The organism is Chromobacterium sp. LK1 (assembly GCF_001043555.1).
GTDB classification, from domain to species: domain Bacteria; phylum Pseudomonadota; class Gammaproteobacteria; order Burkholderiales; family Chromobacteriaceae; genus Chromobacterium; species Chromobacterium aquaticum.
In genome coordinates, this window is sequence record NZ_LDUI01000009.1 from 1 (window position 1) to 20,186 (window position 20,186).

The window sequence follows — 20,186 nt, forward strand, 5'->3', positions numbered from 1 at the left end:
ATGCTCATGTACCACTTGTACATTCCGCTTCTTCAGCCGTTTTCGTCTTGTCTCGCCTTTGCTCACGAGACTTTGAACAGGCTCTGATAGCGGCGAAATACCCGAGCGTTTCAATGGGTTATTCTACTTTTCGTCCGCGCGCGGGTCAATTTGCTTGACCGCTTGCGGCTGGTTCGCGTGCCACTGGCGCAGGAAAATGTGTACCTGGCCGTCGTACAGCGCGCGGCGGGTGATCAGCCGCGACACATTGGACGCCAGCAGCGCGGTGGCCATCAGCGGAATGATCATTGCCGAGGAGTCGGTCATTTCCATCACGATGATGAAGCCGGTCATTGGTGCGCGGGTCATGCCGGCGAAAAAGCCCACCATGCCCAATAGCACGATCAAGGTTTGCGGCAGGAAGGGCAGCAGATTGGCCATGTTCAGGCCGAAGCCGGCGCCCACCGCCAGCGAGGGCGCGAACATGCCGCCGGGCACCGCGCTGATGAAGCTGATGAACATGCTGAGCAGCTTGAGCAGGCCGTAGCCCTGCATGCCGGCGCCGCTGCCCTCGATGATTTCGCGGGCGCGGAAATAGCCGGTGCCGAAGGTGATGCCGTCGCTGGCGATGCCTATCACCGCCAGCGCCAGGCCGCAGCCGGCGGCGAACAGCACTGGTTTTTGCAGGCGCCAGCCATGCAGCGGACCGGGCAGGCGCTGGGTCAGCGCCAGCATGATGCGGCAGCAGACGCCGCCAAGCAGGCCGCCGATGACGCCGCAGACTGGGATGGCCAGCCAGGACTGCTCCAGTTCCATATTCACCGACACCATGCCGAAATAGCTGTAATTGCCGAGGATGGCGGTGGCGGTGAGGCCGGACACGATCACGGAAAGCAGGATGGTGGAGCTGGCGCGCAAATCGAAAGTGCGGCCCATTTCCTCGATGGCGAACACGATGCCGGCCAGCGGCGCGTTGAAGGCGGCGGCCACGCCGGCGGCGCCGCCGGCCAGGATGAAGCTGCGCGCCGCGCCCTCGTGGCGCAGCGCCGCGTGGCGGTTCAGCGAATACTTGATCGCGGCGCCGACCTGCACGATGGGGCCTTCATAGCCGAAGGTGGCGCCGGAGCTGATGCCGATCAGGGTCAGCAGCATTTTGCCTATGGCGGCGCGTATGGTCAGGATGCGTTCGCGCAGCGCCTGCATGCCGCCTTCCAGCGCGGCGATGGATTGCGGGATGCCGCCGCCGGCGGAGCCTGGGAAATAATGGCGCATCAGCCAGATGGCCAGCGCCAGGCCGGCCGGGGTGATCAGCAGGCTCCAGTACGGCGAGTTGTCGTAGATGCGGGTGAAGATGGCGTGCGACAGATGGCTGCCGTTGGCGAAGACGCTGGCCATCAGGCCAATCAGAATGGCGGCGGTCCAGATCGGGATGTGGCGGCGCCACAGGACTGCGGACAAGTAGAGGTAACGCAGGCGGCGCTGGACGCGGCTGCGGACTTGTCTGGCAGTGGGAGAATCTGGCATGGAGCCGGCCTTTGCGGATGAATATGTGAGGTTTTGCTAATATTCAATGGTAAGGCGTATTGCCTGGAATGACAAACCCCGGCCGCATCAAGGGCCGGGGTTCTCGCATGCTCAGGCGGTTTTTTCCAGCACCGCGGCGAAGAAACCGTCGGTATTGTGCTGCTGCGGCTTCAGTTCCAGGTAGTCGCCCATTTGCAGCGGGATCTTCTGTTCCGCCAATACCTCGTCCATTTTCACCAGCTTGAACTCGGGATGGTCGGCCAGGAAGGCGGCGACGATATCCTGATTCTCCTGCGGCAGCAGGCTGCAAGTGGCGTAGACCAGGCGGCCGCCGGCGCGCACCAGCCGGCAGGCGGAGGCCAGGATGGACGCCTGCTTGGCGTTCAGCTCGGCCACGCTGTCCGGGCTCTGGCGGAATTTCAGGTCCGGGTTGCGGCGCAGCGTGCCCAGGCCGGAGCAGGGCGCGTCCACCAGCACGCGGTCGGCCTTGCCGGCCAGGCGCTTGACCTTGGTGTCGTTTTCCGAGGCCAGCAGCTGCGGATGGACATTGGACAGGCCGGAGCGCGCCTGGCGCGGCTTCAGCTTGGCCAAGCGCTTTTCCGAAACGTCGAAGGCGTACAAGCGGCCGCTGGAGGCCATCTGCGCGCCCAGCAGCAGGGTCTTGCCGCCGGCGCCGGCGCAGAAGTCGACGACCATTTCGCCGCGGCGAGCGCCGGTGATCAGGCCCAGCAGCTGGCTGCCTTCGTCCTGCACTTCGAACACGCCGGCCTTGAACAGCTCGTGCTTGGCCAGCGAGGGCTTGCCCTTAAGACGAATGCCCAGCGGCGAGTAGGGCGTGGCTTCGCATTCGAGGCCGTCGGCCTGCAGCCGGCCCAGCAATTCGTCGCGCTTCATTTTCATGGTGTTGACGCGCAGGTCCAGCGGCGCGCCTTCGGCCAGGCCCTTGCCCAGCGCGATCACTTGTTCCGGCGTCTGTTCGCCCAGGCGTTCTATCACCCACTGCGGCAGTTCGGCGTCCACTTCCAGGCTGGCCGGCAGCGTCTTGCCCTTGATCTGGCCCAGCCATTCCTTTTCGCCGGCGCTGGCGGCGTCGCCCAGTTCCTTGACGTTGAGCTTGTGGATCTTCAGCAGGGCCACCAGGGCCAGCCGGCGCGGGGTGGCCTTGTCCGGCGCGATCAGCGCGCGCAGCTGCAAGAGGCGGCGCAGCGCGCCGAAGGCGGTTTCGGCGATGATGTGACGGTCGTTGGCGCCCAGCTTGCTGTGTTCGCGGAAATAGGCCGACAGCACCGCGTCGGCCGGGCGGTCGAAGCGTATCATCTGGCCGATGACGGTTTCGATATGTTTCAGTTGATGGTGATTAATAGTCATTCTTGTGTTTTCTCGTGGGTTGCGGCGGCAGCTTCCATTGCGGCGCGCCGTTCACGTCGATGCGGAAAGCCCTGAGGTCGATCCGTTTATCCTTGTCGGTGCGCTTGATGCGCACCGGCAGATTGGAGAATTCCGGCGCCAGCCAGAATTCATTAATGTCGCCGTCGCCCTCGGCGCGGAACACGATGACCCGAATCTTGCCGGCGCCGGTGTCGTAAACGGCTTCGCCGCTGGGGCGCATCGGGTACTCGTACACTTTTTTGCCGGTGGTGATCTGGATGGGCGCGGGGCCCAGTTCACCGCCTTTCAGCCCCAGCTGGAAAGCCAGGCTGAACACGTCCTGTGCGCCGGGCTTCAGCTCCAGCAGTTTGTCGCTCTGGTCGCCGTAGCGCAGCTGACCCGCATTGTAGTCGAAATGCGCGGACTCTTTGGCTTGCTCGCCACGCCAGGCTTGCAGGCTGTCCGGCCGCAACCCGTTTTTTAGCTGGAAGCCACCCTCGGAAAGATAGCGCAGCTTCGGGCCGATGAAGGGGCTGGCGCTGATGTCCAGGCGGTAGCCGCCGTTGCCGCGGCTCCATTCCAGCGTGCCGGTGCCGGCCATGACCGAACCCCAGAACACTTGGTAGCCCAGTGTGGCCTGGCGCGGAAAGCCGCGCAGCGCGCCCTTGGGGTGAATGTAGCCGTCATCGGCGGCGGTTTCGGCCACCGGCGCGCTGGCCTCGTCCTTGTCGTTCACCGCCATCTCGTCCGCGACCGGCGCCGACGAGGCGATCTTGATGTCGGCGTCCGGCGCCGAAGCCTCGCGCTTGGCTTCCGCCTGCGGCGCGCTGCTGTCCTTGCTTGGCTGCGCCTGGGCGAGGATGGCCTCCGACGCCGCTAGCGGCGCCGATGCCTCCGCCTTCTTGGCGGCGGACTTGGGCTTGGCCGGCGCCGGCTTGGGCGTGGCCGGCCGCAGTTGCGCCACCGCGCCTTGCGGCTCCGGCTTGGCCGCCGGCTCATCGGCGTCCAGTGCCTGCATCTTGACGCTGATGCTGCGCAAGTCCTGATCCGGCGGCAGTTCCAGCTGCACTTCCGGCAGCAGGCCGGAACCCAGCACGCCAAGGTGAATGGCGAGCGACAGGGCCAGGGCCAGCAGGATCAGGCGACGGCTGCTCATGAACTCAGGGCGCGGGCGCCATCAGGCTGCCGGCAAGGGCGGCGCGGCTGGCGATCTTGCCGGCGACGATGTTCAGTTCCCCGGCGACGAAGCGGCGCACCGCGGCCGGGTAGAGCTGGTGTTCCAGTTGCAGCACGCGTTCGGCCAGGGTGTCGGCGCTGTCGCCGTCCAGCACTTCCACCACGCCCTGGGCGACGATGGGGCCGTGGTCCAGCTCGGCGGTGACGAAGTGCACGGTACAGCCGGCCACCTTGCAGCCCATCTCCAGCGCGCGCTGGTGGGTGTGGAGGCCGGTGAAGGCCGGCAGCAGGGACGGGTGCACGTTCAGCATGCGGCCTTCGTAGCGGCGGGTGAAGCCGGCGCTGAGAATGCGCATGAAGCCGGCAAGCACCACCAAGTCCGGCTGGTGGCTGTCTATCAGCTGCGCCAGCGCGGCGTCGAAGTCTTCGCGACTGGCGAAGGCCTTGTGGTCCAGCGCGGCGGTGGCGATGCCGCGCTCGGCCGCCCAGGCGAGCCCGGCGGCGTCGGGTCGGTTGGAGATCACCGCGGCGATGCGCGCGCCGGCGATCTTGGCGTCGACGATGGCCTGCATATTGGAGCCGCGGCCGGAAATCAGGATGACGATATTCTTCATGATGGAATCGACGGAGACGTTGCCAGATAGTGTTCCCAGTCGGCGGCATCGGTGATGCAGCGCAACTGCTGTTCGTGCCAGCCGCCGCCCAGGTCCAGGCAGCGGTCTAGCTCGGTCAGGATGACGGCCTCGCGATAAATGACAAACGCCGCCAGCAGGGCCAGCGGCGCCAGTAGCATCCAACGCAGCGCTTTAGGCGATCTGAGTTTGATGTTCGCCTCCATCGCGGGCGCGCACCGCGCCGATCCGGTACACGGTCTCGCCTTCGGCCTGCAGCAGCGCGGCGGCCTGTTCGGCGTGTTCCGCCGCCACGATCACCACCATGCCGATGCCGCAGTTGAAGGTGCGGTACATTTCCTGGCTGTCGACCTTGCCCTCTTGCTGCAGCCACTGGAACAGCTTGGGCTGCGGCCAGGCGGCGGCGTCGATCTGGGCGACGACATGTTCCGGCAGCACGCGCGGAGTGTTCTCGGTGATGCCGCCGCCGGTGATGTGGGCCATGCCCTTGACCGGCAGCGCCTGCATCAGCTTGAGCAGGGGCTTCACATAGATGCGGGTGGGCGCGATGATGGCGTCGCGCAGGCTGCGGCCGTCCTCGAACGGCGCGTCCAGCTCAGGCTGGGCGCGGTCTATGATCTTGCGCACCAGCGAGTAGCCGTTGGAGTGCACGCCGTTGGATTTCAGGCCCAGCACCACGTCGCCCGGGGCGATGTCGCGGCCGCTGATCACGGCGCTCTTCTCCACCACGCCGACGGCGAAACCCGCCAGATCGTATTCGCCGGTCGGGTACATGCCGGGCATTTCCGCGGTCTCGCCGCCGATCAGCGCGCAGCCGGCCTGTTCGCAACCAGCGGCGATGCCCTTGATCACGTCGGTGGCTTGAGGCACGTCCAGTTTGCCGCAGGCGAAGTAGTCGAGGAAGAACAGCGGTTCCGCCCCTTGCACCAGGATGTCGTTGACGCTCATTGCCACCAGGTCGATGCCCACGGTATCGTGACGATTCCAGTCGAAGGCCAGTTTCAGCTTGGTGCCGACGCCGTCGGTGCCGGAAACCAGCACCGGCTCCTTGTATTTCTTGGAAATCTCCACCAGTGCGCCGAAACCGCCGATGCCGCCGATCACCTCCGGGCGCATGGTGCGCTTGGCATAAGGCTTGATGTTCTCGACCAGCGCGTCGCCGGCATCAATGTCGACGCCGGCATCACGGTAACTGAGGGAAGTGGTGTTCAAGGTAAACTCGCTTTCTGCAAACTTGAAGTATTTTTACATCAAGCTTTCGCCGACGCGAAAGCAGCACATTTTAACTGAAGTCGAGATGAAACGCTCCCAAAACCGTCTGATTCCCTGGGTCATCGGCGCAACAGCGCTGCTGTTCGCCGGCTGGCTGCTGCAGCAGTTGGCGGCCGCGCTGACGCCGTTCGCGGTGGCCGCGGTGCTGGCCTATGTGCTCAATCCCGCGATGCGCTATCTGGCCGGCAAGGGCTTGCCGCGCGCCTTGGCCGCCGGCCTGCTGACGCTGGCCGGCATGGCCGCCACCATCGCCCTGTTGCTGGTGGTGGCGCCGATGCTGTTCAAGCAGACCCAGGGCCTGATCGACCGCCTGCCGGTGCTGGTCGATTTCGTCCAGGGACGGGTGCTGCCCTGGTTGCGCGCCGAGTTCTCCATCCAGCTGGAGCTGGACGTCGCCGGCTGGAAGCGCCTGCTGGCGGACAATGCCGGCGCCTTGAAGAGCGCGCTGTCTGCGGTGGCGCTGCGCGCGACCCAGAGCGGGGTCATGCTGGCCGGCCTGCTGTTCAATCTCTTGTTGCTGCCGGTGCTGCTGTTTTATTTCCTGCAGGACGGACCGCGCATGGCGGCGCTGCTGGCCCGGCTGGTGCCGCTGCGCTGGAGCGATCAGGTGGGCGGGCTGGCGCGCGAACTGGACCGGGTGCTGGGCGAGTTCCTGCGCGGCCAGCTGTCGGTGATGCTGATCATGGCCGTGATCTTCGCGTCCAGCCTGGCGCTTTTGGGCCTGGAGTCCGGCATCGCCATCGGCGTGGTGGCCGGCCTGCTGGTGTTCATCCCCTATCTGGGCACTTTTCTCGGCTTCGCGCTGGCAGGGCTGGCGGCGGTGCTGCAGTTCGACTCCGCCGGCGATGTGCTGCTGGTGCTGGCCGTGTTCGGCGCCGGGCAGTTGCTGGAGAGCCTGCTGATCACGCCCTGGCTTGTGGGGGAGCGGATAGGCCTGTCGCCGGTGGCGGTGATCTTTTCCCTACTCGCTTTCGGGCAGTTATTGGGCTTTGCCGGCCTGCTGCTGGCGCTGCCGATGGCGGCCGCAACCTTGGTGATCTGCCGCTTTCTGGCGCGCGCTTATTTCAACACTCGCTTTTATCAGCGTAAAATCAGGAATAGACATCAAAACCTAGTTTGATCGCCTTCACTTGGACCAGTTAATACTTGATTTGACGCCCACCCCCTTGCCGGCCTTCGACAACTTCCTGGCCGAACGCAATCGCGAGGTGATTACCGCGCTGACGGCCGAGGCCGGCGAGCGCTTCATCTATCTGTGGGGCGAGCCCGGCTGCGGCAAGACGCATCTGTTGCAGGCCTGGATCGCGCACGCCGAGCGGCTGGGCCGCGCGTCCATCTATCTGGACGGCAAGACCGAGCATCTGCCTGACTTCGCGCGCGAGGCCAGCTTCATCGCCGTCGACCATGTCGACGACCTGGCGCCGGACGACCAGATCACCCTGTTTTCCTTCTACAACTCGCTGAAAGAGAGCGGGGAGTCGCGGCTATTGATGGCCGGACGCCAGCCGCCTATGGCCTTGGCGGTGCGCGACGATCTGCGCACCCGGCTGGGCTGGGGCCTAGTGTTCGAGGTCAAGGCGCTGTCGGACGAGGACAAGCTGGCCGCCTTGCGCAGCCACGCCGCCAGCCGCCAGCTGTCGATTCCGGACGATGTCTACCGCTACCTGCTGACCCATTGGCGGCGTGACCTGTCCAGCCTGATCGGCATGATTGACATATTGGACCGCTATTCTCTGGCGATGCGGCGGCCTATCACCGTGCCGCTGGTGAAAAACGTTTTGCAAACCGCAAGCCCGGAACCATGACCCATACCTCTTCCCGACGCAATCTGGCGCTGTTCGACCTGGACCACACTCTGATCGCCGGCGATTCCGACTTCGAATGGCCGCGCTTCCTGATCCAGCGCGGCATTCTGGAACAGGCGCGCTACGATGAGCGCAATAATCACTTCTACGAGCAGTATCGACAGGGCACGCTGGACATCCACGAGTACCTGACGTTCGCGCTGGAACCCTTGAAGCGCTTCAGCCGCGCCGAACTGGACGCGCTGCACGCCGATTACCTGGAGCAGCACATCAAGCCCATCATCACCCGCAAGGCGCGCGAATTGCTGGCCGCGCACGCGGCCCAGGGCGACGAAATCATCATCATCACCGCCACCAACCGCTTCATCACCGGACCGATCGCGCGTGAACTGGGCGTGGAACATCTGATCGCCATCGAGCTGGAAGAAGAGGAAGATGGACGCTTCACCGGCCGCGTCAGCGGCGTGCCCAGCTTCCAGCAGGGCAAGATCACCCGTTTGCAGCAATGGCTGGATGAGCGCGGCCTGAGCATGGACAGCTACGAGCAGAGCTTTTTCTACAGTGATTCGCATAACGATCTGCCGCTGTTGAAGCTGGTGGATCAGCCGGTGGCGGTTGACCCGGACGACACCTTGCGCGCCCATGCCGAGCAACAGGGCTGGCGCGTGATTTCGCTGCGCGATTGAGCTCGGGCTTATCCACAGTCGTGGCGGAATAACCTTGTGGATAACTGTGTGGATTGCTTGCCCGGGCTTGGCTTTTGCTGGCGAAGGTTAAAAAAGCGGCAGTGACCAATCGTGGTCGCGGAATTGATAGATTTGCTTGAAAGCCTTGCCTGGCGCGGCTTTGACCGGGGCGGGCCTGAAATGGCTAGCGGTGGATTGCCGCAAAGATTCGAAAGTCTTTATAAAATACCGGCTTAGGCCGCTTTGTTGACAACTGTGCGCAACTTTCGCCGCTAAACGCCTGTTTGTGGCTGCCGTGGCCCGCGCGCGCAGCGGCGGCGGTTGCGGAGGCGGTGTCGAAACCGCTAAAGTTTGACGTTTGCCATCGTTTTTTGGAGAACTTCCTCGTGTGGTCAATCATTGAAGCGGCCGGCTGGCCGATCTGGACCATCATCACCGCCTCGGTGGTGTCGCTGGCGATCATCTTTGAACGGCTGTTCAGCCTGAGAAAAAGCGGCGTGGCGCCCGAGGGCCTGCTGGGCCAGGCCTTGCAGGAATACCGCCGCGCCGGCGCCAGCGATGAACTGCTGGGCAAGTTGCAGGCGCATTCGCCGCTGGGCCGCCTGTTCTGCGCCGGCCTGCGCAATGTCGGCGGCAATCGCGAAGTGATGAAAGAGGCGATAGAGGACGAGGGCCGCGTGGTGGCGCATCAGCTGGAGCGCTTCCTGACCACCTTGGGCACCATCGCCGCGATGGCGCCGCTATTGGGCCTGCTGGGCACGGTGATAGGCATGATCGAGATTTTCGGCTCGCAATCGCCGGCCGGCACCAATCCGCAAGCATTGGCACACGGCATTTCCGTCGCGCTGTACAACACCGCCTTCGGCCTGATCGTGGCGATTCCCAGTATGATGTTCTACCGCCATTTCCGCTCCAAGGTGGACGGCTTGCTGGTGGACATGGAATCGCAAGCAGTCAAGCTGGTGGAAGTGCTGCACGGCGAGCGCAAAAACGGGGGCTGAGCATGAATTTTCGCCGAGGCCGCAGCCGCGAAGAGCCGGAGATCAACTTCATCCCGCTGATCGACGTGCTGCTGGTGATCCTGATCTTCCTGATGGTCACCACCACCTATTCCAAGTTCGCCGAACTCAAGATCAATCTGCCGGCCGCCCAGGGCGAGCAGGCCAAGACCAAGTCGTCGGAAATCACCGTGGCGGTGTCCGCCAATGGCGAGATGGCGGTGGGCGAGGCCAAGCTGGCCGCCGGCGACAAGGCGGCGCTGCTGAACAAATTGAAGGACGAGGCGGCGGGCAAGAGCGATGTGATCGTCATCGTCAACGCCGACGCCAAGGCCACGCATCAATCGGTGGTGACGGTGATGGAGGCTGCGCGCGAGGCCGGCCTGAATCAGCTGACCTTCGCCACGCGCACGCAATAGCCGCATGCACTGGATAGAACGGCACTGGTATCGGCCGCGCTGGTGGCTGACAGCCCTTCTGGCTCCGCTGGAAGGGCTGTTTGTCCTGTTGGCGGCGGCCAGGCGGCTGGCTTACCGTCGCGGCTGGCTGAGCGCGGAGCGCCTGGCCGCGCCGGTGGTGGTGGTGGGCAATATCAATGTCGGCGGCGTCGGCAAGACGCCGTTGACGCTGAGCCTGCTGCGCGATTTGCAACAGCGCGGCGTCAAGGCGGGCGTGATCAGCCGCGGCTATGGCGGCAGCCACCGCCAGCCCACGCTGGTGCTGGCGGATAGTTCGCCGGAGGAGGTGGGCGACGAGCCCTTGTTGCTGGCCGCCAGCGGCGCGCCGGTGGTGGTGGGCCGTGACCGGGTCGCCGCCGGCCGCCATCTGCTGGCCTTGCATCCCGATTTGGAATTGATCCTGACCGACGATGGCCTGCAGCATTATCGCTTGCAGCGTGATCTGGAGATCGTGGTGCTGGACGGCGTGCGCGGCGGCGGCAACGGCCATCTGCTGCCGGCCGGCCCCTTGCGCGAGCCGTGGTCGCGGCTGGCCGCGGTCGGCGCGGTGGTGGTCAACGGCGGCGATGCGGTCGGCCTGAGCTTGCCGGCGGGGCCGCGGCGTTTCGCCATGCGTTTGCGCCCGGCGTCGCTGCAGCGCTTGGACCGGCCCGAGGAGACGCGGGCGGCGGCGGATTTCGCCGGCCTGAAGCTGGCGGCGATGGCCGGCATCGGCCACCCGCAGCGCTTTTTCGACACGCTGGCCGGCCTGGGCTTGCGGCCTGAGCTTTGCCTGGCCTGGCCCGACCACCATCAATTCAGCGCCGCCGACTTGCCGGCGGACGCGGAGGCGGTAATCGTCACCAGCAAGGACGCGGTCAAGCTGCGGCGGGTGATTCATGATGCAGCGCAGCGTGCTAGACTATGGGTTTTGCCGGTTCAGGCGGAGTTGGAGCCTGATCTGAGCGCTTGGATTCTGGATCGACTGAAGATAAGACATGGACGCTAAATTCCTGGACATCCTGGTGTGCCCGCTGTGCAAGGGCCCGCTGGTTTTCGACAAGGCCAAGCAGGAACTGGTCTGCAAGGGCGACCGCCTGGCCTACCCGATCAAGGACGGCATCCCGATGATGCTGGAAGCCGAGGCCCGCGAGCTGGCGCCGGAAGAAGAGATCAAATGAGTCGCGGCTTCTGCGTGGTGATCCCGGCGCGGCTGGCCTCCAGCCGGCTGCCGGGCAAGCCGCTAGCCGACATCGCCGGCAAGCCCATGGTGGCGCGCGTCGCCGCGCAGGCCGCCAACAGCGGCGCAAGCCGGGTGATCGTGGCCACCGACCACGCCGATGTGCTGGCCGCCTGTCGCGAACATGGCGTTGAGGCGGTGCTGACGCGCGCCGACCACGCCAGCGGTACCGACCGGCTGGCCGAAGTGGCGCAGACGCTAAACCTGGCCGACGATGAGATCGTGGTCAATGTCCAGGGCGACGAACCATTGATAGCGCCGGCGCTGATCGATCAGCTGGCCGCGCTCTTGGCCGTCGGCGACGCGCCGGTGGCGACCTTGGCGCATCCGTTTCACGATGCCGCCGATATGTTCAATCCCAACGTGGTCAAGGTAGTGCTGGACCACGCCGGCCGCGCGCTGTATTTCAGCCGCGCGCCGATTCCCTATGCCCGCGACGCGTTCGCACAGGATACGAGCGCGCTGCCCGCGGACCTACCGGTGCTGCGGCATATCGGCATGTACGCCTACCAGGCGGGTTTTCTGAAGACCTATAACCGTTTGGCCCCGGCGCCGCTGGAGCGTTTCGAAGCGCTGGAGCAGTTGCGGGTGTTGTGGCACGGCTTCGCCATCAAGGTGGCGGTGGTCGAGTCGGCGCCGCCGGCCGGCGTGGACACGCCGGAAGATCTGGAGCGAGTGCGCCGCTTGCTGGGCGCGGGACCCAAGCCATAAGCCGGACGCGCGCCGCGCGGCCCGGATTTCGATTTCAAAAACACATTAAATTGACGGAGCGATCTTCATGCGACTGATCCTGTTGGGGGCGCCTGGCGCCGGCAAAGGCACCCAGGCCAATTTCATCAAGGAAAAATTCGGCATCCCGCAAATCTCCACCGGCGACATGCTGCGCGCCGCGGTCAAGGCCGGCACGCCGCTGGGCCTGGAAGCCAAGGCGATCATGGACGCTGGCGGCCTGGTGCGCGACGACATCATCATCGGCCTGGTCAAGGAGCGCATCACCGACGCGGACTGTGCCAATGGCTTCCTGTTCGACGGCTTCCCGCGCACCATTCCGCAAGCCGAGGCGATGATCGCCGCCGGCGTGGACATCGATTACGTGGTGGAGATCGACGTGCCGGACGCGGCCATCATCGAGCGCATGGCCGGCCGTCGCGTGCACCTGGCCTCCGGCCGCACCTATCACATCAGCTTCAACCCGCCGAAAGTGGCCGGCAAGGACGATGTGACCGGCGAAGAACTGGTCCAGCGCGACGACGACCGCGAAGAAACCGTGAAGAAGCGCCTGGCGGTTTACCACGAACAGACCGCGGTGCTGGTGGGTTTCTACGGCGAACGCGCCGCCAGCGGCGACGCCAAGGCGCCGAAATACGTCAAGATCGACGGCACTCGCGCGGTGGATGTGGTGCGTGACGAGGTGCTGAAGGCGCTGGGCGCCTGAGGATGGAGCCGTTGACGATCCGTTGAGGAGTCGTCTCCAGAGGCTGGATTTTCGGTGTTGAAAGAAAGGCGGGCCCTGTGGCCCGCTTTTCTTTTGACGTGTAGAGAAAGGGCTGGCGCGGCGGCGGCAACAGGCGGACAATTGAACCCGGAGCCCGCGAGCGGCTCCAAAAGTTTTTGTGCGTCAAGCCGGCGCGATGCCGGCGCAAGGATAAAACCATATGTATCACGGGGAACGTTTCAACGGGATTTCCCATTTGATCGGCACCTTGCTGGCCATTACCGGCCTGGTGGTGCTGGTGACCATGGCCGCGCGCGAGGGCGACCCCTGGAAGGTGGTCAGCTTCAGCCTGTACGGCGCCACGCTGGTGGCCTTGTACCTGATCTCCACGCTGTATCACAGCTTCCGCGGCCGCGCCAAGGCGGTGCTGCAGAAGTGCGACCACTCGGCGATCTATCTATTGATCGCCGGCAGCTACACGCCGTTCGCGCTGGTGACCTTGCGCGGGGCCTGGGGCTGGAGCCTGTTCGGCGTCAGCTGGGGCCTGGCGGTGTTCGGCATCATCCAGGAACTGACGCTGGGGCGGCGCACCCGCTTGCTGTCGATGATTCTCTACGTGGTGATGGGCTGGCTGGTGCTGGTGGCCTTGCCGCCCTTGATCGAATCGCTGCCCAGCGGCGGCCTGTTCTGGCTGGCCTTGGGCGGGATTCTGTACAGCGTCGGCATTTATTGGTTTCTCAACGACGAGAAAATCCGCCACGGTCACGGCATCTGGCATTTGTTCGTGCTGGGCGGCAGCGTCTGCCAGTTTGTCAGCGTGTTGTTTTACGTGGCCTGAGCCGGAGCCGCAGTGCTGCGGCGGGTTGGAACTAATAGGGCGAAATCAGCTTGAAGCCAGCTGCTTTCGCCCTGTTTTATTGTGGCGTGGCTCCGCGCCCACTCACGCGTCCGGCAAATCCTGCAGCCGGCGTTCCTTGACCAGGGTTTCCAGCGCGCGCACCACTTCGGGATCGAACTGACTGCCGGAGCGGCCGGAAATGTATTCCATGGTGTCGTGCAGCGTCCACGGCTCCTTGTAGGGCCGCTTGTTCAGCAGGGCGTCGAACACGTCGACCACGGCGACGATGCGCGCCGACAGCGGAATTTCGTGCGCTTTCTGCTTCCTGGGGTAGCCGTTGCCGTCGAAGTGCTCGTGGTGGCCGCCGGCGATTTCCGAGCCCAGCGACAGATAACTCATGCCTTCCACCATGCTGGCCGATCTGGCTAGAATCTGCGCGCCTATGGTGGCGTGCTGCTCCATGATCACCCGCTCGTCCGGGTCCAGCCGGCCCGGCTTGAACAGGATGTGGTCCGGCGTGCCCACTTTGCCGACATCGTGCAGGATGCTGGCCATGCCCACCATGTCCATGAATTCCTTGCTCATCAGCTCCGGGTAGGCGCCGTTAGCGCGCATTTGTCCGGCGATGGCATCGGTCAGCCGCTGCACGCGCAGCACATGGTTGCCGGTGTCGGTGTCGCGGAATTCCGCCAGGTCGGCCAGCGCCACCACCGTGGCCTCTTGCGCGCTGCGCAGCTGGCTGTATAGATAGAGATTGTCGTAGGCGGCGGAAATGCGCTGGCAGAATACATCGAGCAGGTCGCGCTCCACTTCTTCCAGCGGCCACTGCGGCGTGAAGTGGATGATGAATTCGCGGCCATTGCGCGAGGAAATGTGGAGCACGTCGTAAGGGTGTTGGTAGATGCTGCGCTTCTCGGCGAAGGAGCGCAGGATGATTTGCTCCAGCACCGGGAAAGCGCTGAGATTGCCGCTCTGTCCCAGCGGCTCGTAGCTGCCGGAGGCGGCCAGGATTTCCAGCTCCGGCCGGCCGCTGCTGTTGTCGTTGCGCACGCACAGGATGCCGTCGGTGCCGATGTCCAGCAGCGCGCTGATCTGGCGCAGCACGCCGGAAGCGAATTCACGCAGCGAGTACAGTTGGTACAGATCGGAGGCGCTTTCCAGGATCTTGGACAGGCCCTGGCGGTTTTTCTCCAGCGACAGCAGGTTTTCGTAGGCGCGCAGCGAGGAGATGATGGTGGTGAACAGCTTTTGCACCGTCAGCTCGGTCTTGGTCTTGTAGTCGTTGATGTCGTAGTTGAGGATGACCTCCTGCTCCGGCGCCTGACCGGGCTGGCCAGTGCGCAGCACGATGCGCACCAGGCCGTTCTTCAGTTCCTGGCGGATCTGGTGCACCAGTTTCAGGCCTGCGTCCTCGCTTTCCATCACCACGTCCAGCATGATCAGCGCGATGTCCGGATGCTGGCGCATCACCTCGTAGGCTTCCTTTCCGGAGTAAGCGCTCAGCAGCTCCAGCGGCCTTTCCTTGTAGCGGATGTTGCGCAGCGCGATGCGAGTGGCGGTATGCACATCCTTCTCGTCGTCCACGATCAGGATTTTCCACGGATGGCGGCCATCGTTCACCGCGGTCGCGGGATCGGACGGAGCGTCATCGTCGAGCAGCCAGTCTTCTTCCTGGTTGGTGATGTCGCTCATATGATGTTCTCCTTGCTCTGATTGACCGGCGCGGAACAGGGCATGGTGATGGTGAAGGTGGTGCCCTTGTTGACTTCGCTGTGCACCTCGATCGACCCGCCCAGGCGTTGTCGCACGATGTTGTAGACGATGTTGAGCCCCAGGCCGCTGCCGCCGCTGCCGCGGCGGGTGGTGAAGAAGGGGTCGAATACCCGGCTCAGGTTTTCCGGCGGGATGCCCTTGCCGTCGTCGCTGAGCGTCAGTGTGATGTAATGCGGATTGTTGCGCCGGGCTTCGATGCTGATCTTGCCGCTGCTGCGGTTTTCGAAGCCGTGCACCAGGGAGTTGACCATCAGATTGGTGATCACCTGGGCGAAGGAGCCCGGATAGCTGTCCAGCAGGATGTCTTCCTCGCATTGCACGCTGATGGTGGTGTTGGCGTGCTTGAAGCGCGGCTTCAGGCTGGTGATCACTTCGTTCAGGTAGTCCTGCAGTTGGAAGCTGCGTCGCGCCTCGCTGGTCTGGTCCACCGCCACCTGCTTGAAGCTGTGGATCAGGTTGGCCGCGCGCTCGGCGTTGGACAGGATCAGGTCGCTGCATTCCTTGGCGGTGCCCAGATAGGCCTGGAAGTCGCTTTTCTTGACGGTGCCGCCGTCGACTTTTTCTATGATGTGGCTGGTGGCGGTGCCCAGGTGCGAGGCGGTGGTCAGCGTGATGCCGACCGGGGTGTTGATTTCGTGGGCGACGCCGGCCACCAGGCTGCCCAGCGAGGCCATCTTCTCGGTTTCCACCAGCGTCTGCTGCGCTTCCATCAACTGGCGGTAAGCTTCTTCCGCGCGGTCGCGCTCGGCGCGGGCGACGGCCTCGGCCTCGGTGCGCTTGGCCAGGTCGCCGGCGGTGCGGGCCACGATGCGGTTGAAGCCGTTGACGATGCCGCCGATCTCGTCGTCGGCGACGTGGGTGACTTGCGCGCCGCTGGCGTCCGGCGCGCGGATGGCGGTGTTCAAGGCCTGTTGCAGCCGCGCCAGCGGCAGGAACAGAAAGCGCTGCAGATTGAAGGACATGATCATGAAGATCAGCACGTCCAGCAGCAGGATCTGGGCGGACAATTCGATCAACTGGTCGCGCTGGTGCTTGGCCAGCGCCTGGCGCGACAGGTAGACGGTGGCGTTGCCCAGGCGCTCCTTGCCCTGATAGATGATGGGGATGTTCAGCATATCGTCGGAGTGCGGTTCCTCGGACGGCGGCATATCGCGCAGGCTGCCGTCGGCATCGTGGCTGCGGCCCAGGCTGAGCCCGGACTCCCCCTTGACGCTGATGGCGATGATGGATGGCCAACTCAATTCGCTGTCCAGCGTCAGCCTTACGTTCTCGTCGTCCAGTTGCCAGACGCTGTGCGGCAGCGACATCGCCAGCCTGGCCTTGACCGCTGCGCGCTGGGATTGGTAATCGGCCTCATTGCGCTCCTGGTTGTGCCAATAGGAAAACAGGCCCGTCGTCCCCAGAATGGCGGTGATCCAGGCCATCAGCCAGAACATCAATTTGGTTTTTATGCTTTTCATTGTGCTGACGGTTCCAAGTGCCCACACTGAATCCTAGGCAGTTCTGGCGCGAATACCAAATCCGCTTGCGGCGGCTAAGCGCGTGTTCGCAATCTTGCTCGCGCGGTGTTGAGCAGGTTCTAAGTACCGCCGTCCGCGCTCAAGGGCGTGGCGGATCGGGCGCGCGGCGCCAGCTTTTGCAGCGCCAAACCGCTCAGGATCAGGCCCAGGCCGATCAGGGTGGACGGCAGGATGGCTTCGCCGATGATGAAGTGGATCAGCGCCAGCGATAGCAGCGGCGACAGGAAAATCAGGTTGGCGATACGGGCGGTGCTGGGTGTCAGCTTCATCGCCGTCAGCCACAGGACGAAGGTGAAGCCCATCTCGAAGGCGCCGACATAGGCGGCGCCGGCCAGCCCCTGCCAGGCCACCGCGCCCAGCTGCCCGCTATAGGCGCACCAGGCCAGGCTCAGCGGCAAGGAGAAGGCGAAGTTCAGCGTCAGTCCGATGACGGGATCTCGCGCGTCGCGCGCGTTGAAGATCCAGTAAGCGGCCCACAGCAGGGTGGAGGCCAGCGCCAGCGCCACGCCCTGGCTATCGGAAAAATGCAGTTGCAGCAATTGGCCGCGAGTGCCTATCACCAGCACGCCCAGGTAGCAGACCAGCGCGGCGGCGATGTCGCGGCGCTGCAGCTTCTGCTTGAGCAGCGGCACCGCCAGCAGGCTCATGGTCAGCGCCCAGGTGTAATTGATGGCCTGGGCTTCCTGCGCCGGCAGCAGTGCATAGGCCTGGAACAGAATCAGATAGTACAGCGCCGGGTTGACCGCGCCGAAGATCAGCGAGCCGCGCCAGTGCCGGCGCAGCGCGGGCAGCAGCTCCGGCAGCCGGCCTTGCACGGCGAGCAGGCCCAGCAGGCAGAACAGGGAGGCGGCGCTGGCGTAGAGCACCAGTTGCGCCGGGCTGAGGTGGGCGAGGCTGATCTTGAACGCGCTGGCCACGGTGGACCAGGCGAGCACGGCGGCGAGACCGTAGGCATAGGCTTTCGATTGCGACTTCAACATGTTTCCCTTGGCGTGAACAGGCTCTGGACGGAGCGGCCCGCACGGCGTGATTTCACGGCCGGGCCGGCGCGATCCCATTCTAATGCAAACAGGGTGCGCCCGCGCGCGGGTGGGGGCGGGAATGAAAGGCTTGGAATCGGCGCGGCGCTGGGCGAGACGGTGGAGTGGATTCGCTCAGCGCCGCGGAGGGGGAGGGCTAGAGGGCCTGTTCCTGCGCGCCTTCCTGCAATAGCCGGTTCAGCATCAGGCTGGCGCGCCAGGCGGTGTCGGAGGCGGACAGGCCGATGGGGCCGCCGGTTTCCATTTCGAAATCGTCGCCGGCCAGGCCGTGGATGTGCACCGCCAGGCTGGCGGCTTCGAACGGCTCCATGTGCTGAGCCAGCAAGGCGGCGATGATGCCGGTCAGGACGTCGCCCTGGCCGGCCACCGCCAGCGCCGGGCCGCCGCTGGTGTTCAGATGATAGAAACCGTCCGGGCCGACGATCAGGCTGCCGGCGCCCTTGAGCACCACCACGCAGTTGAAGTGGTTGGCCAGCCGGCGCGCGGCCAGCAGCCTGTCCTTCTGCACCGCCTCGGTGCTTTGTCCCAGCAGGCGCGCGGCCTCCGCCGGGTGCGGAGTCAGCACGGTGCCGGCCTGGCGCTTGGCGATCAGCGCGGCGGCGGCATGGTCGTTGGCCAGCAGATTGAGCGCGTCGGCGTCCAGCACCAGCGCCTGCGGCCGCTGTATCGCTTCGCTCAGCAGGCGGCCGGCCGGTTCTTGCAGGCCCAGGCCGGGGCCGACGGCGAGCACGTCGGCGTCGGGCAGGGCGGCGGGATCATCCAGCGCGGAGATCATCAGTTCCGGCGCCACCGGATCCACGGCCAGCCGTCCATCCAGCGGGCAGACATGGACTTTGCCGGCGCCGCAGGCCAGCGCGCTGCGTCCGCTCAGCAGCGCCGCGCCCAGCATGCCCGGCGCGCCGCCGATCACGCAGACGGTGCCGAACAAGCCTTTGTGGCTGTTGCGCGGCCGCAGCAGCGCGCGGGCGTTCGGCTGGTTGATGCAGCCGTCCGCCGGCGGGATCAGCCGCGGCGGGCAGTCCAGCAGCTCCAGTTCCACATTGCCGGCCAGGTCGGCGCCGGCGGCACTGAACAGGCCGGGCTTCTGGCACAGAAAGGTCAGGGTGTGGCTGGCCTGTATCGAGGTGTTGGCCGGCACGCCGGAGTAGGCGTCCAGGCCGCTGGGGCAGTCCAGCGCCAGGATGGGGCTGCCCAATTGGTTGATGCGATCGATCAGCGTGGTCCATTCCAGATCGAAATCCCGGCTCAGGCCGACGCCGAACAGGCCGTCCACCACCAGTTGCGGCGCGCGGTAGTCGCGCGGCAGATCGAACATCACATGGCCTTGCGCCTGCTCCAGCTCGTGCAAGGCTTCCGAGGTGGCCGGGCTGGTGGGCTGGGTGGGCACCAGCACGTCGACGCGGAAGCGGCGGCGCATCAGTTCCAGCGCCGCGTACAGCGCGTCGCCGCCGTTATTGCCGGGACCGGCGCAGATCAGCAGCCGCGACGCGCTGGGCAGGTGGTGGCTGACCCAGTCGGCGGTGGCCATCGCCGCGCGCTGCATCAGATTGTAGCCGGCGTCGTTGGCCTGGCGCTCGAGTTGGCGCAGGGCGTCCAGGCTGAGAATGCTTTGGTCTTGTGTTGGCATCTCGATGCTCCTCCTTAGAACCTGTTCAAAGCCTGTTGCGCTTCGTGAGACGTGGCACGGTGAGTGCCACTTCGAAATGCTCATGTACCACGTGTACATTCGGCTTTCTCAGCGGCTTTCGCCTTGTCTCGCTCTTGCTCGCAAGATCGTGAACGGACTCTTAAAGACCGGGCCGCAAGCGGCGCGCGGTGGCTGGCTAGGGCGCCGTTGGGGTATTCGGGCTTGCTTCGCCCCAGCGCGGCGTCAATTGATTGTCGATGTGCAACTGGTCCAGGACGCGGGCCACGACGAAGTCGATCATGTCGTCCACGGTCTTGGGATTAGTATAGAAGCCTGGAGATGGTGGCAGGATGACAACGCCGAGACGCGCTAGCTTGAGCATGTTTTCCAGGTGGATGGCGGAGAACGGCGCCTCGCGCGGCACCAGCACCAGCTTGCGCTGTTCCTTGATGCTGACGTCGGCGGCGCGTTCGATCAGATTGTCGCTGCTGCCGTGGGCGATGGCGGCCAGCGTGCCCATCGAGCAGGGGCAGACCACCATGGCGTCGGCGGGGTTGGAGCCGGAGGCGACCGGCGCGAACCATTCTTCGCGGCCGAATACAGCCAGCTGGCCCTCGCGCGCGCCGCTGCGCCGCATCAGCCATTGCTGGGCCTCGGCCGGGCGCGACGGCAGGGTCAGATCCATTTCCTGCTTGGCCACGACTTGCGCGGCTTGCGAATACAGCACCCAGACGCGGATGCCGGCGGCGATCAGGCAGTCGATCAGCCGCAGCCCATAGGGTAGGCCGGAGGCGCCGGTCAGCGCGACGGTGACGGTCTTGATCGCACGCATGCGG

The 20,186-nt window shown here is 65.0% G+C and carries 21 protein-coding genes; 10 read left to right on the top strand and 11 right to left on the bottom strand.

From position 1 onward, the window contains the following. Positions 1–123: 123 nt before the first annotated feature. The 6 genes from VI26_RS05240 to purM all read right to left on the bottom strand — a co-directional run bounded on the left by VI26_RS05240 (position 124) and on the right by purM (position 5,891). Positions 124–1,503 (bottom strand): chloride channel protein, encoded by a 1,380-nt coding sequence (locus VI26_RS05240; protein ID WP_053074239.1) that lies wholly within the window; start codon positions 1,501–1,503, stop codon positions 124–126. 111 nt (positions 1,504–1,614) lie between these two features. Further along, a complete protein-coding gene (locus VI26_RS05245; protein WP_048408761.1) occupies positions 1,615–2,865 on the bottom strand; it encodes an RsmB/NOP family class I SAM-dependent RNA methyltransferase in 1,251 nt (416 codons plus the stop codon). Beyond that, positions 2,861–4,027: a DUF3108 domain-containing protein gene (locus VI26_RS05250; RefSeq protein ID WP_048408711.1), complete on the bottom strand. Its 1,167-nt coding sequence runs from the start codon at positions 4,025–4,027 to the stop codon at positions 2,861–2,863. Before VI26_RS05250 ends, VI26_RS05245 begins: the two co-directional genes overlap by 5 nt. A gap of 4 nt (positions 4,028–4,031) precedes the next feature. Continuing rightward, positions 4,032–4,661, bottom strand: a complete 630-nt coding sequence (gene purN, locus VI26_RS05255) for a phosphoribosylglycinamide formyltransferase (RefSeq protein ID WP_048408712.1) — start codon at positions 4,659–4,661, stop codon at positions 4,032–4,034. After that, a complete protein-coding gene (locus tag VI26_RS05260; RefSeq protein ID WP_048408713.1) occupies positions 4,658–4,840 on the bottom strand; it encodes a hypothetical protein in 183 nt (60 codons plus the stop codon). The genes purN and VI26_RS05260 overlap by 4 nt, the downstream gene beginning before the upstream one ends. A 13-nt stretch (positions 4,841–4,853) precedes the next feature. After that, entirely contained in the window at positions 4,854–5,891 is a 1,038-nt protein-coding gene (purM, locus tag VI26_RS05265; protein ID WP_048408714.1) for a phosphoribosylformylglycinamidine cyclo-ligase, read from the bottom strand. Between the two features lie 85 nt (positions 5,892–5,976). Here purM and VI26_RS05270 point away from each other — a divergent pair, with 85 nt between their 5' ends. The 10 genes from VI26_RS05270 (at position 5,977) to VI26_RS05315 (ending at position 13,390) form a co-directional block, all read left to right on the top strand. Continuing rightward, positions 5,977–7,071: an AI-2E family transporter gene (locus tag VI26_RS05270; RefSeq protein WP_048408715.1), complete on the top strand. Its 1,095-nt coding sequence runs from the start codon at positions 5,977–5,979 to the stop codon at positions 7,069–7,071. A 10-nt stretch (positions 7,072–7,081) separates the two neighbouring features. Beyond that, on the top strand, positions 7,082–7,756 hold the full coding sequence (gene hda / locus VI26_RS05275; RefSeq protein WP_043591991.1) for a DnaA regulatory inactivator Hda: 675 nt from the start codon (positions 7,082–7,084) through the stop codon (positions 7,754–7,756). Continuing rightward, complete coding sequence (locus VI26_RS05280; protein WP_048408716.1) at positions 7,753–8,442, top strand: HAD family phosphatase; 690 nt, start codon at positions 7,753–7,755, stop codon at positions 8,440–8,442. Before hda ends, VI26_RS05280 begins: the two co-directional genes overlap by 4 nt. A gap of 386 nt (positions 8,443–8,828) precedes the next feature. Beyond that, positions 8,829–9,443, top strand: coding sequence for a MotA/TolQ/ExbB proton channel family protein (locus tag VI26_RS05285; RefSeq protein WP_048408717.1), 615 nt, complete (start codon positions 8,829–8,831; stop codon positions 9,441–9,443). A gap of 2 nt (positions 9,444–9,445) precedes the next feature. Then, positions 9,446–9,859, top strand: a complete 414-nt coding sequence (locus VI26_RS05290; protein ID WP_048408718.1) for a biopolymer transporter ExbD — start codon at positions 9,446–9,448, stop codon at positions 9,857–9,859. Between the two features lie 4 nt (positions 9,860–9,863). After that, a complete protein-coding gene (gene lpxK, locus VI26_RS05295; RefSeq protein WP_048408719.1) occupies positions 9,864–10,886 on the top strand; it encodes a tetraacyldisaccharide 4'-kinase in 1,023 nt (340 codons plus the stop codon). Beyond that, positions 10,876–11,058: a Trm112 family protein gene (locus VI26_RS05300; RefSeq protein WP_048408720.1), complete on the top strand. Its 183-nt coding sequence runs from the start codon at positions 10,876–10,878 to the stop codon at positions 11,056–11,058. Before lpxK ends, VI26_RS05300 begins: the two co-directional genes overlap by 11 nt. Then, positions 11,055–11,828 carry a 3-deoxy-manno-octulosonate cytidylyltransferase gene (gene kdsB / locus VI26_RS05305; RefSeq protein ID WP_048408721.1) on the top strand — a complete coding sequence of 258 codons (774 nt, stop codon included), beginning with the start codon at positions 11,055–11,057 and terminating at the stop codon, positions 11,826–11,828. Before VI26_RS05300 ends, kdsB begins: the two co-directional genes overlap by 4 nt. Positions 11,829–11,895: 67 nt before the next feature. Beyond that, complete coding sequence (gene adk, locus VI26_RS05310) at positions 11,896–12,552, top strand: adenylate kinase (RefSeq protein ID WP_048408722.1); 657 nt, start codon at positions 11,896–11,898, stop codon at positions 12,550–12,552. Positions 12,553–12,772: 220 nt separating this feature from the next. Beyond that, positions 12,773–13,390, top strand: a complete 618-nt coding sequence (locus VI26_RS05315) for a hemolysin III family protein (protein WP_019100472.1) — start codon at positions 12,773–12,775, stop codon at positions 13,388–13,390. A 102-nt stretch (positions 13,391–13,492) separates the two neighbouring features. Here the strand turns inward: VI26_RS05315 and VI26_RS05320 are convergent, their stop codons facing one another. From VI26_RS05320 to VI26_RS05340, 5 genes are all read right to left on the bottom strand, one after another. Continuing rightward, positions 13,493–15,082, bottom strand: a complete 1,590-nt coding sequence (locus tag VI26_RS05320; RefSeq protein WP_048408723.1) for a DUF3369 domain-containing protein — start codon at positions 15,080–15,082, stop codon at positions 13,493–13,495. Then, a complete protein-coding gene (locus tag VI26_RS05325; protein ID WP_048408724.1) occupies positions 15,079–16,623 on the bottom strand; it encodes a sensor histidine kinase in 1,545 nt (514 codons plus the stop codon). Before VI26_RS05325 ends, VI26_RS05320 begins: the two co-directional genes overlap by 4 nt. A gap of 119 nt (positions 16,624–16,742) precedes the next feature. Next, positions 16,743–17,663, bottom strand: a complete 921-nt coding sequence (locus VI26_RS05330; RefSeq protein WP_048408725.1) for a DMT family transporter — start codon at positions 17,661–17,663, stop codon at positions 16,743–16,745. A 196-nt stretch (positions 17,664–17,859) separates the two neighbouring features. Further along, positions 17,860–19,350: a bifunctional ADP-dependent NAD(P)H-hydrate dehydratase/NAD(P)H-hydrate epimerase gene (locus tag VI26_RS05335; RefSeq protein ID WP_048408726.1), complete on the bottom strand. Its 1,491-nt coding sequence runs from the start codon at positions 19,348–19,350 to the stop codon at positions 17,860–17,862. Between the two features lie 196 nt (positions 19,351–19,546). Further along, complete coding sequence (locus VI26_RS05340) at positions 19,547–20,182, bottom strand: flavin prenyltransferase UbiX (protein WP_048408727.1); 636 nt, start codon at positions 20,180–20,182, stop codon at positions 19,547–19,549. Between the last annotated feature and the right edge of the window lie 4 nt (positions 20,183–20,186).

Coding starts and splice junctions, on each gene's coding strand:
- VI26_RS05240 (WP_053074239.1), bottom strand. CDS start 1,503: ATGCCAGATTCTCCCACTGCCAGACAAGTCCGCAGCCGCGTCCAGCGC.
- VI26_RS05250 (WP_048408711.1), bottom strand. CDS start 4,027: ATGAGCAGCCGTCGCCTGATCCTGCTGGCCCTGGCCCTGTCGCTCGCC.
- purN (WP_048408712.1), bottom strand. CDS start 4,661: ATGAAGAATATCGTCATCCTGATTTCCGGCCGCGGCTCCAATATGCAG.
- VI26_RS05260 (WP_048408713.1), bottom strand. CDS start 4,840: ATGCTACTGGCGCCGCTGGCCCTGCTGGCGGCGTTTGTCATTTATCGC.
- VI26_RS05270 (WP_048408715.1), top strand. CDS start 5,977: ATGAAACGCTCCCAAAACCGTCTGATTCCCTGGGTCATCGGCGCAACA.
- VI26_RS05280 (WP_048408716.1), top strand. CDS start 7,753: ATGACCCATACCTCTTCCCGACGCAATCTGGCGCTGTTCGACCTGGAC.
- VI26_RS05290 (WP_048408718.1), top strand. CDS start 9,446: ATGAATTTTCGCCGAGGCCGCAGCCGCGAAGAGCCGGAGATCAACTTC.
- lpxK (WP_048408719.1), top strand. CDS start 9,864: ATGCACTGGATAGAACGGCACTGGTATCGGCCGCGCTGGTGGCTGACA.
- VI26_RS05300 (WP_048408720.1), top strand. CDS start 10,876: ATGGACGCTAAATTCCTGGACATCCTGGTGTGCCCGCTGTGCAAGGGC.
- kdsB (WP_048408721.1), top strand. CDS start 11,055: ATGAGTCGCGGCTTCTGCGTGGTGATCCCGGCGCGGCTGGCCTCCAGC.
- adk (WP_048408722.1), top strand. CDS start 11,896: ATGCGACTGATCCTGTTGGGGGCGCCTGGCGCCGGCAAAGGCACCCAG.
- VI26_RS05315 (WP_019100472.1), top strand. CDS start 12,773: ATGTATCACGGGGAACGTTTCAACGGGATTTCCCATTTGATCGGCACC.
- VI26_RS05320 (WP_048408723.1), bottom strand. CDS start 15,082: ATGAGCGACATCACCAACCAGGAAGAAGACTGGCTGCTCGACGATGAC.
- VI26_RS05325 (WP_048408724.1), bottom strand. CDS start 16,623: ATGAAAAGCATAAAAACCAAATTGATGTTCTGGCTGATGGCCTGGATC.
- VI26_RS05330 (WP_048408725.1), bottom strand. CDS start 17,663: ATGTTGAAGTCGCAATCGAAAGCCTATGCCTACGGTCTCGCCGCCGTG.
- VI26_RS05335 (WP_048408726.1), bottom strand. CDS start 19,350: ATGCCAACACAAGACCAAAGCATTCTCAGCCTGGACGCCCTGCGCCAA.
- VI26_RS05340 (WP_048408727.1), bottom strand. CDS start 20,182: ATGCGTGCGATCAAGACCGTCACCGTCGCGCTGACCGGCGCCTCCGGC.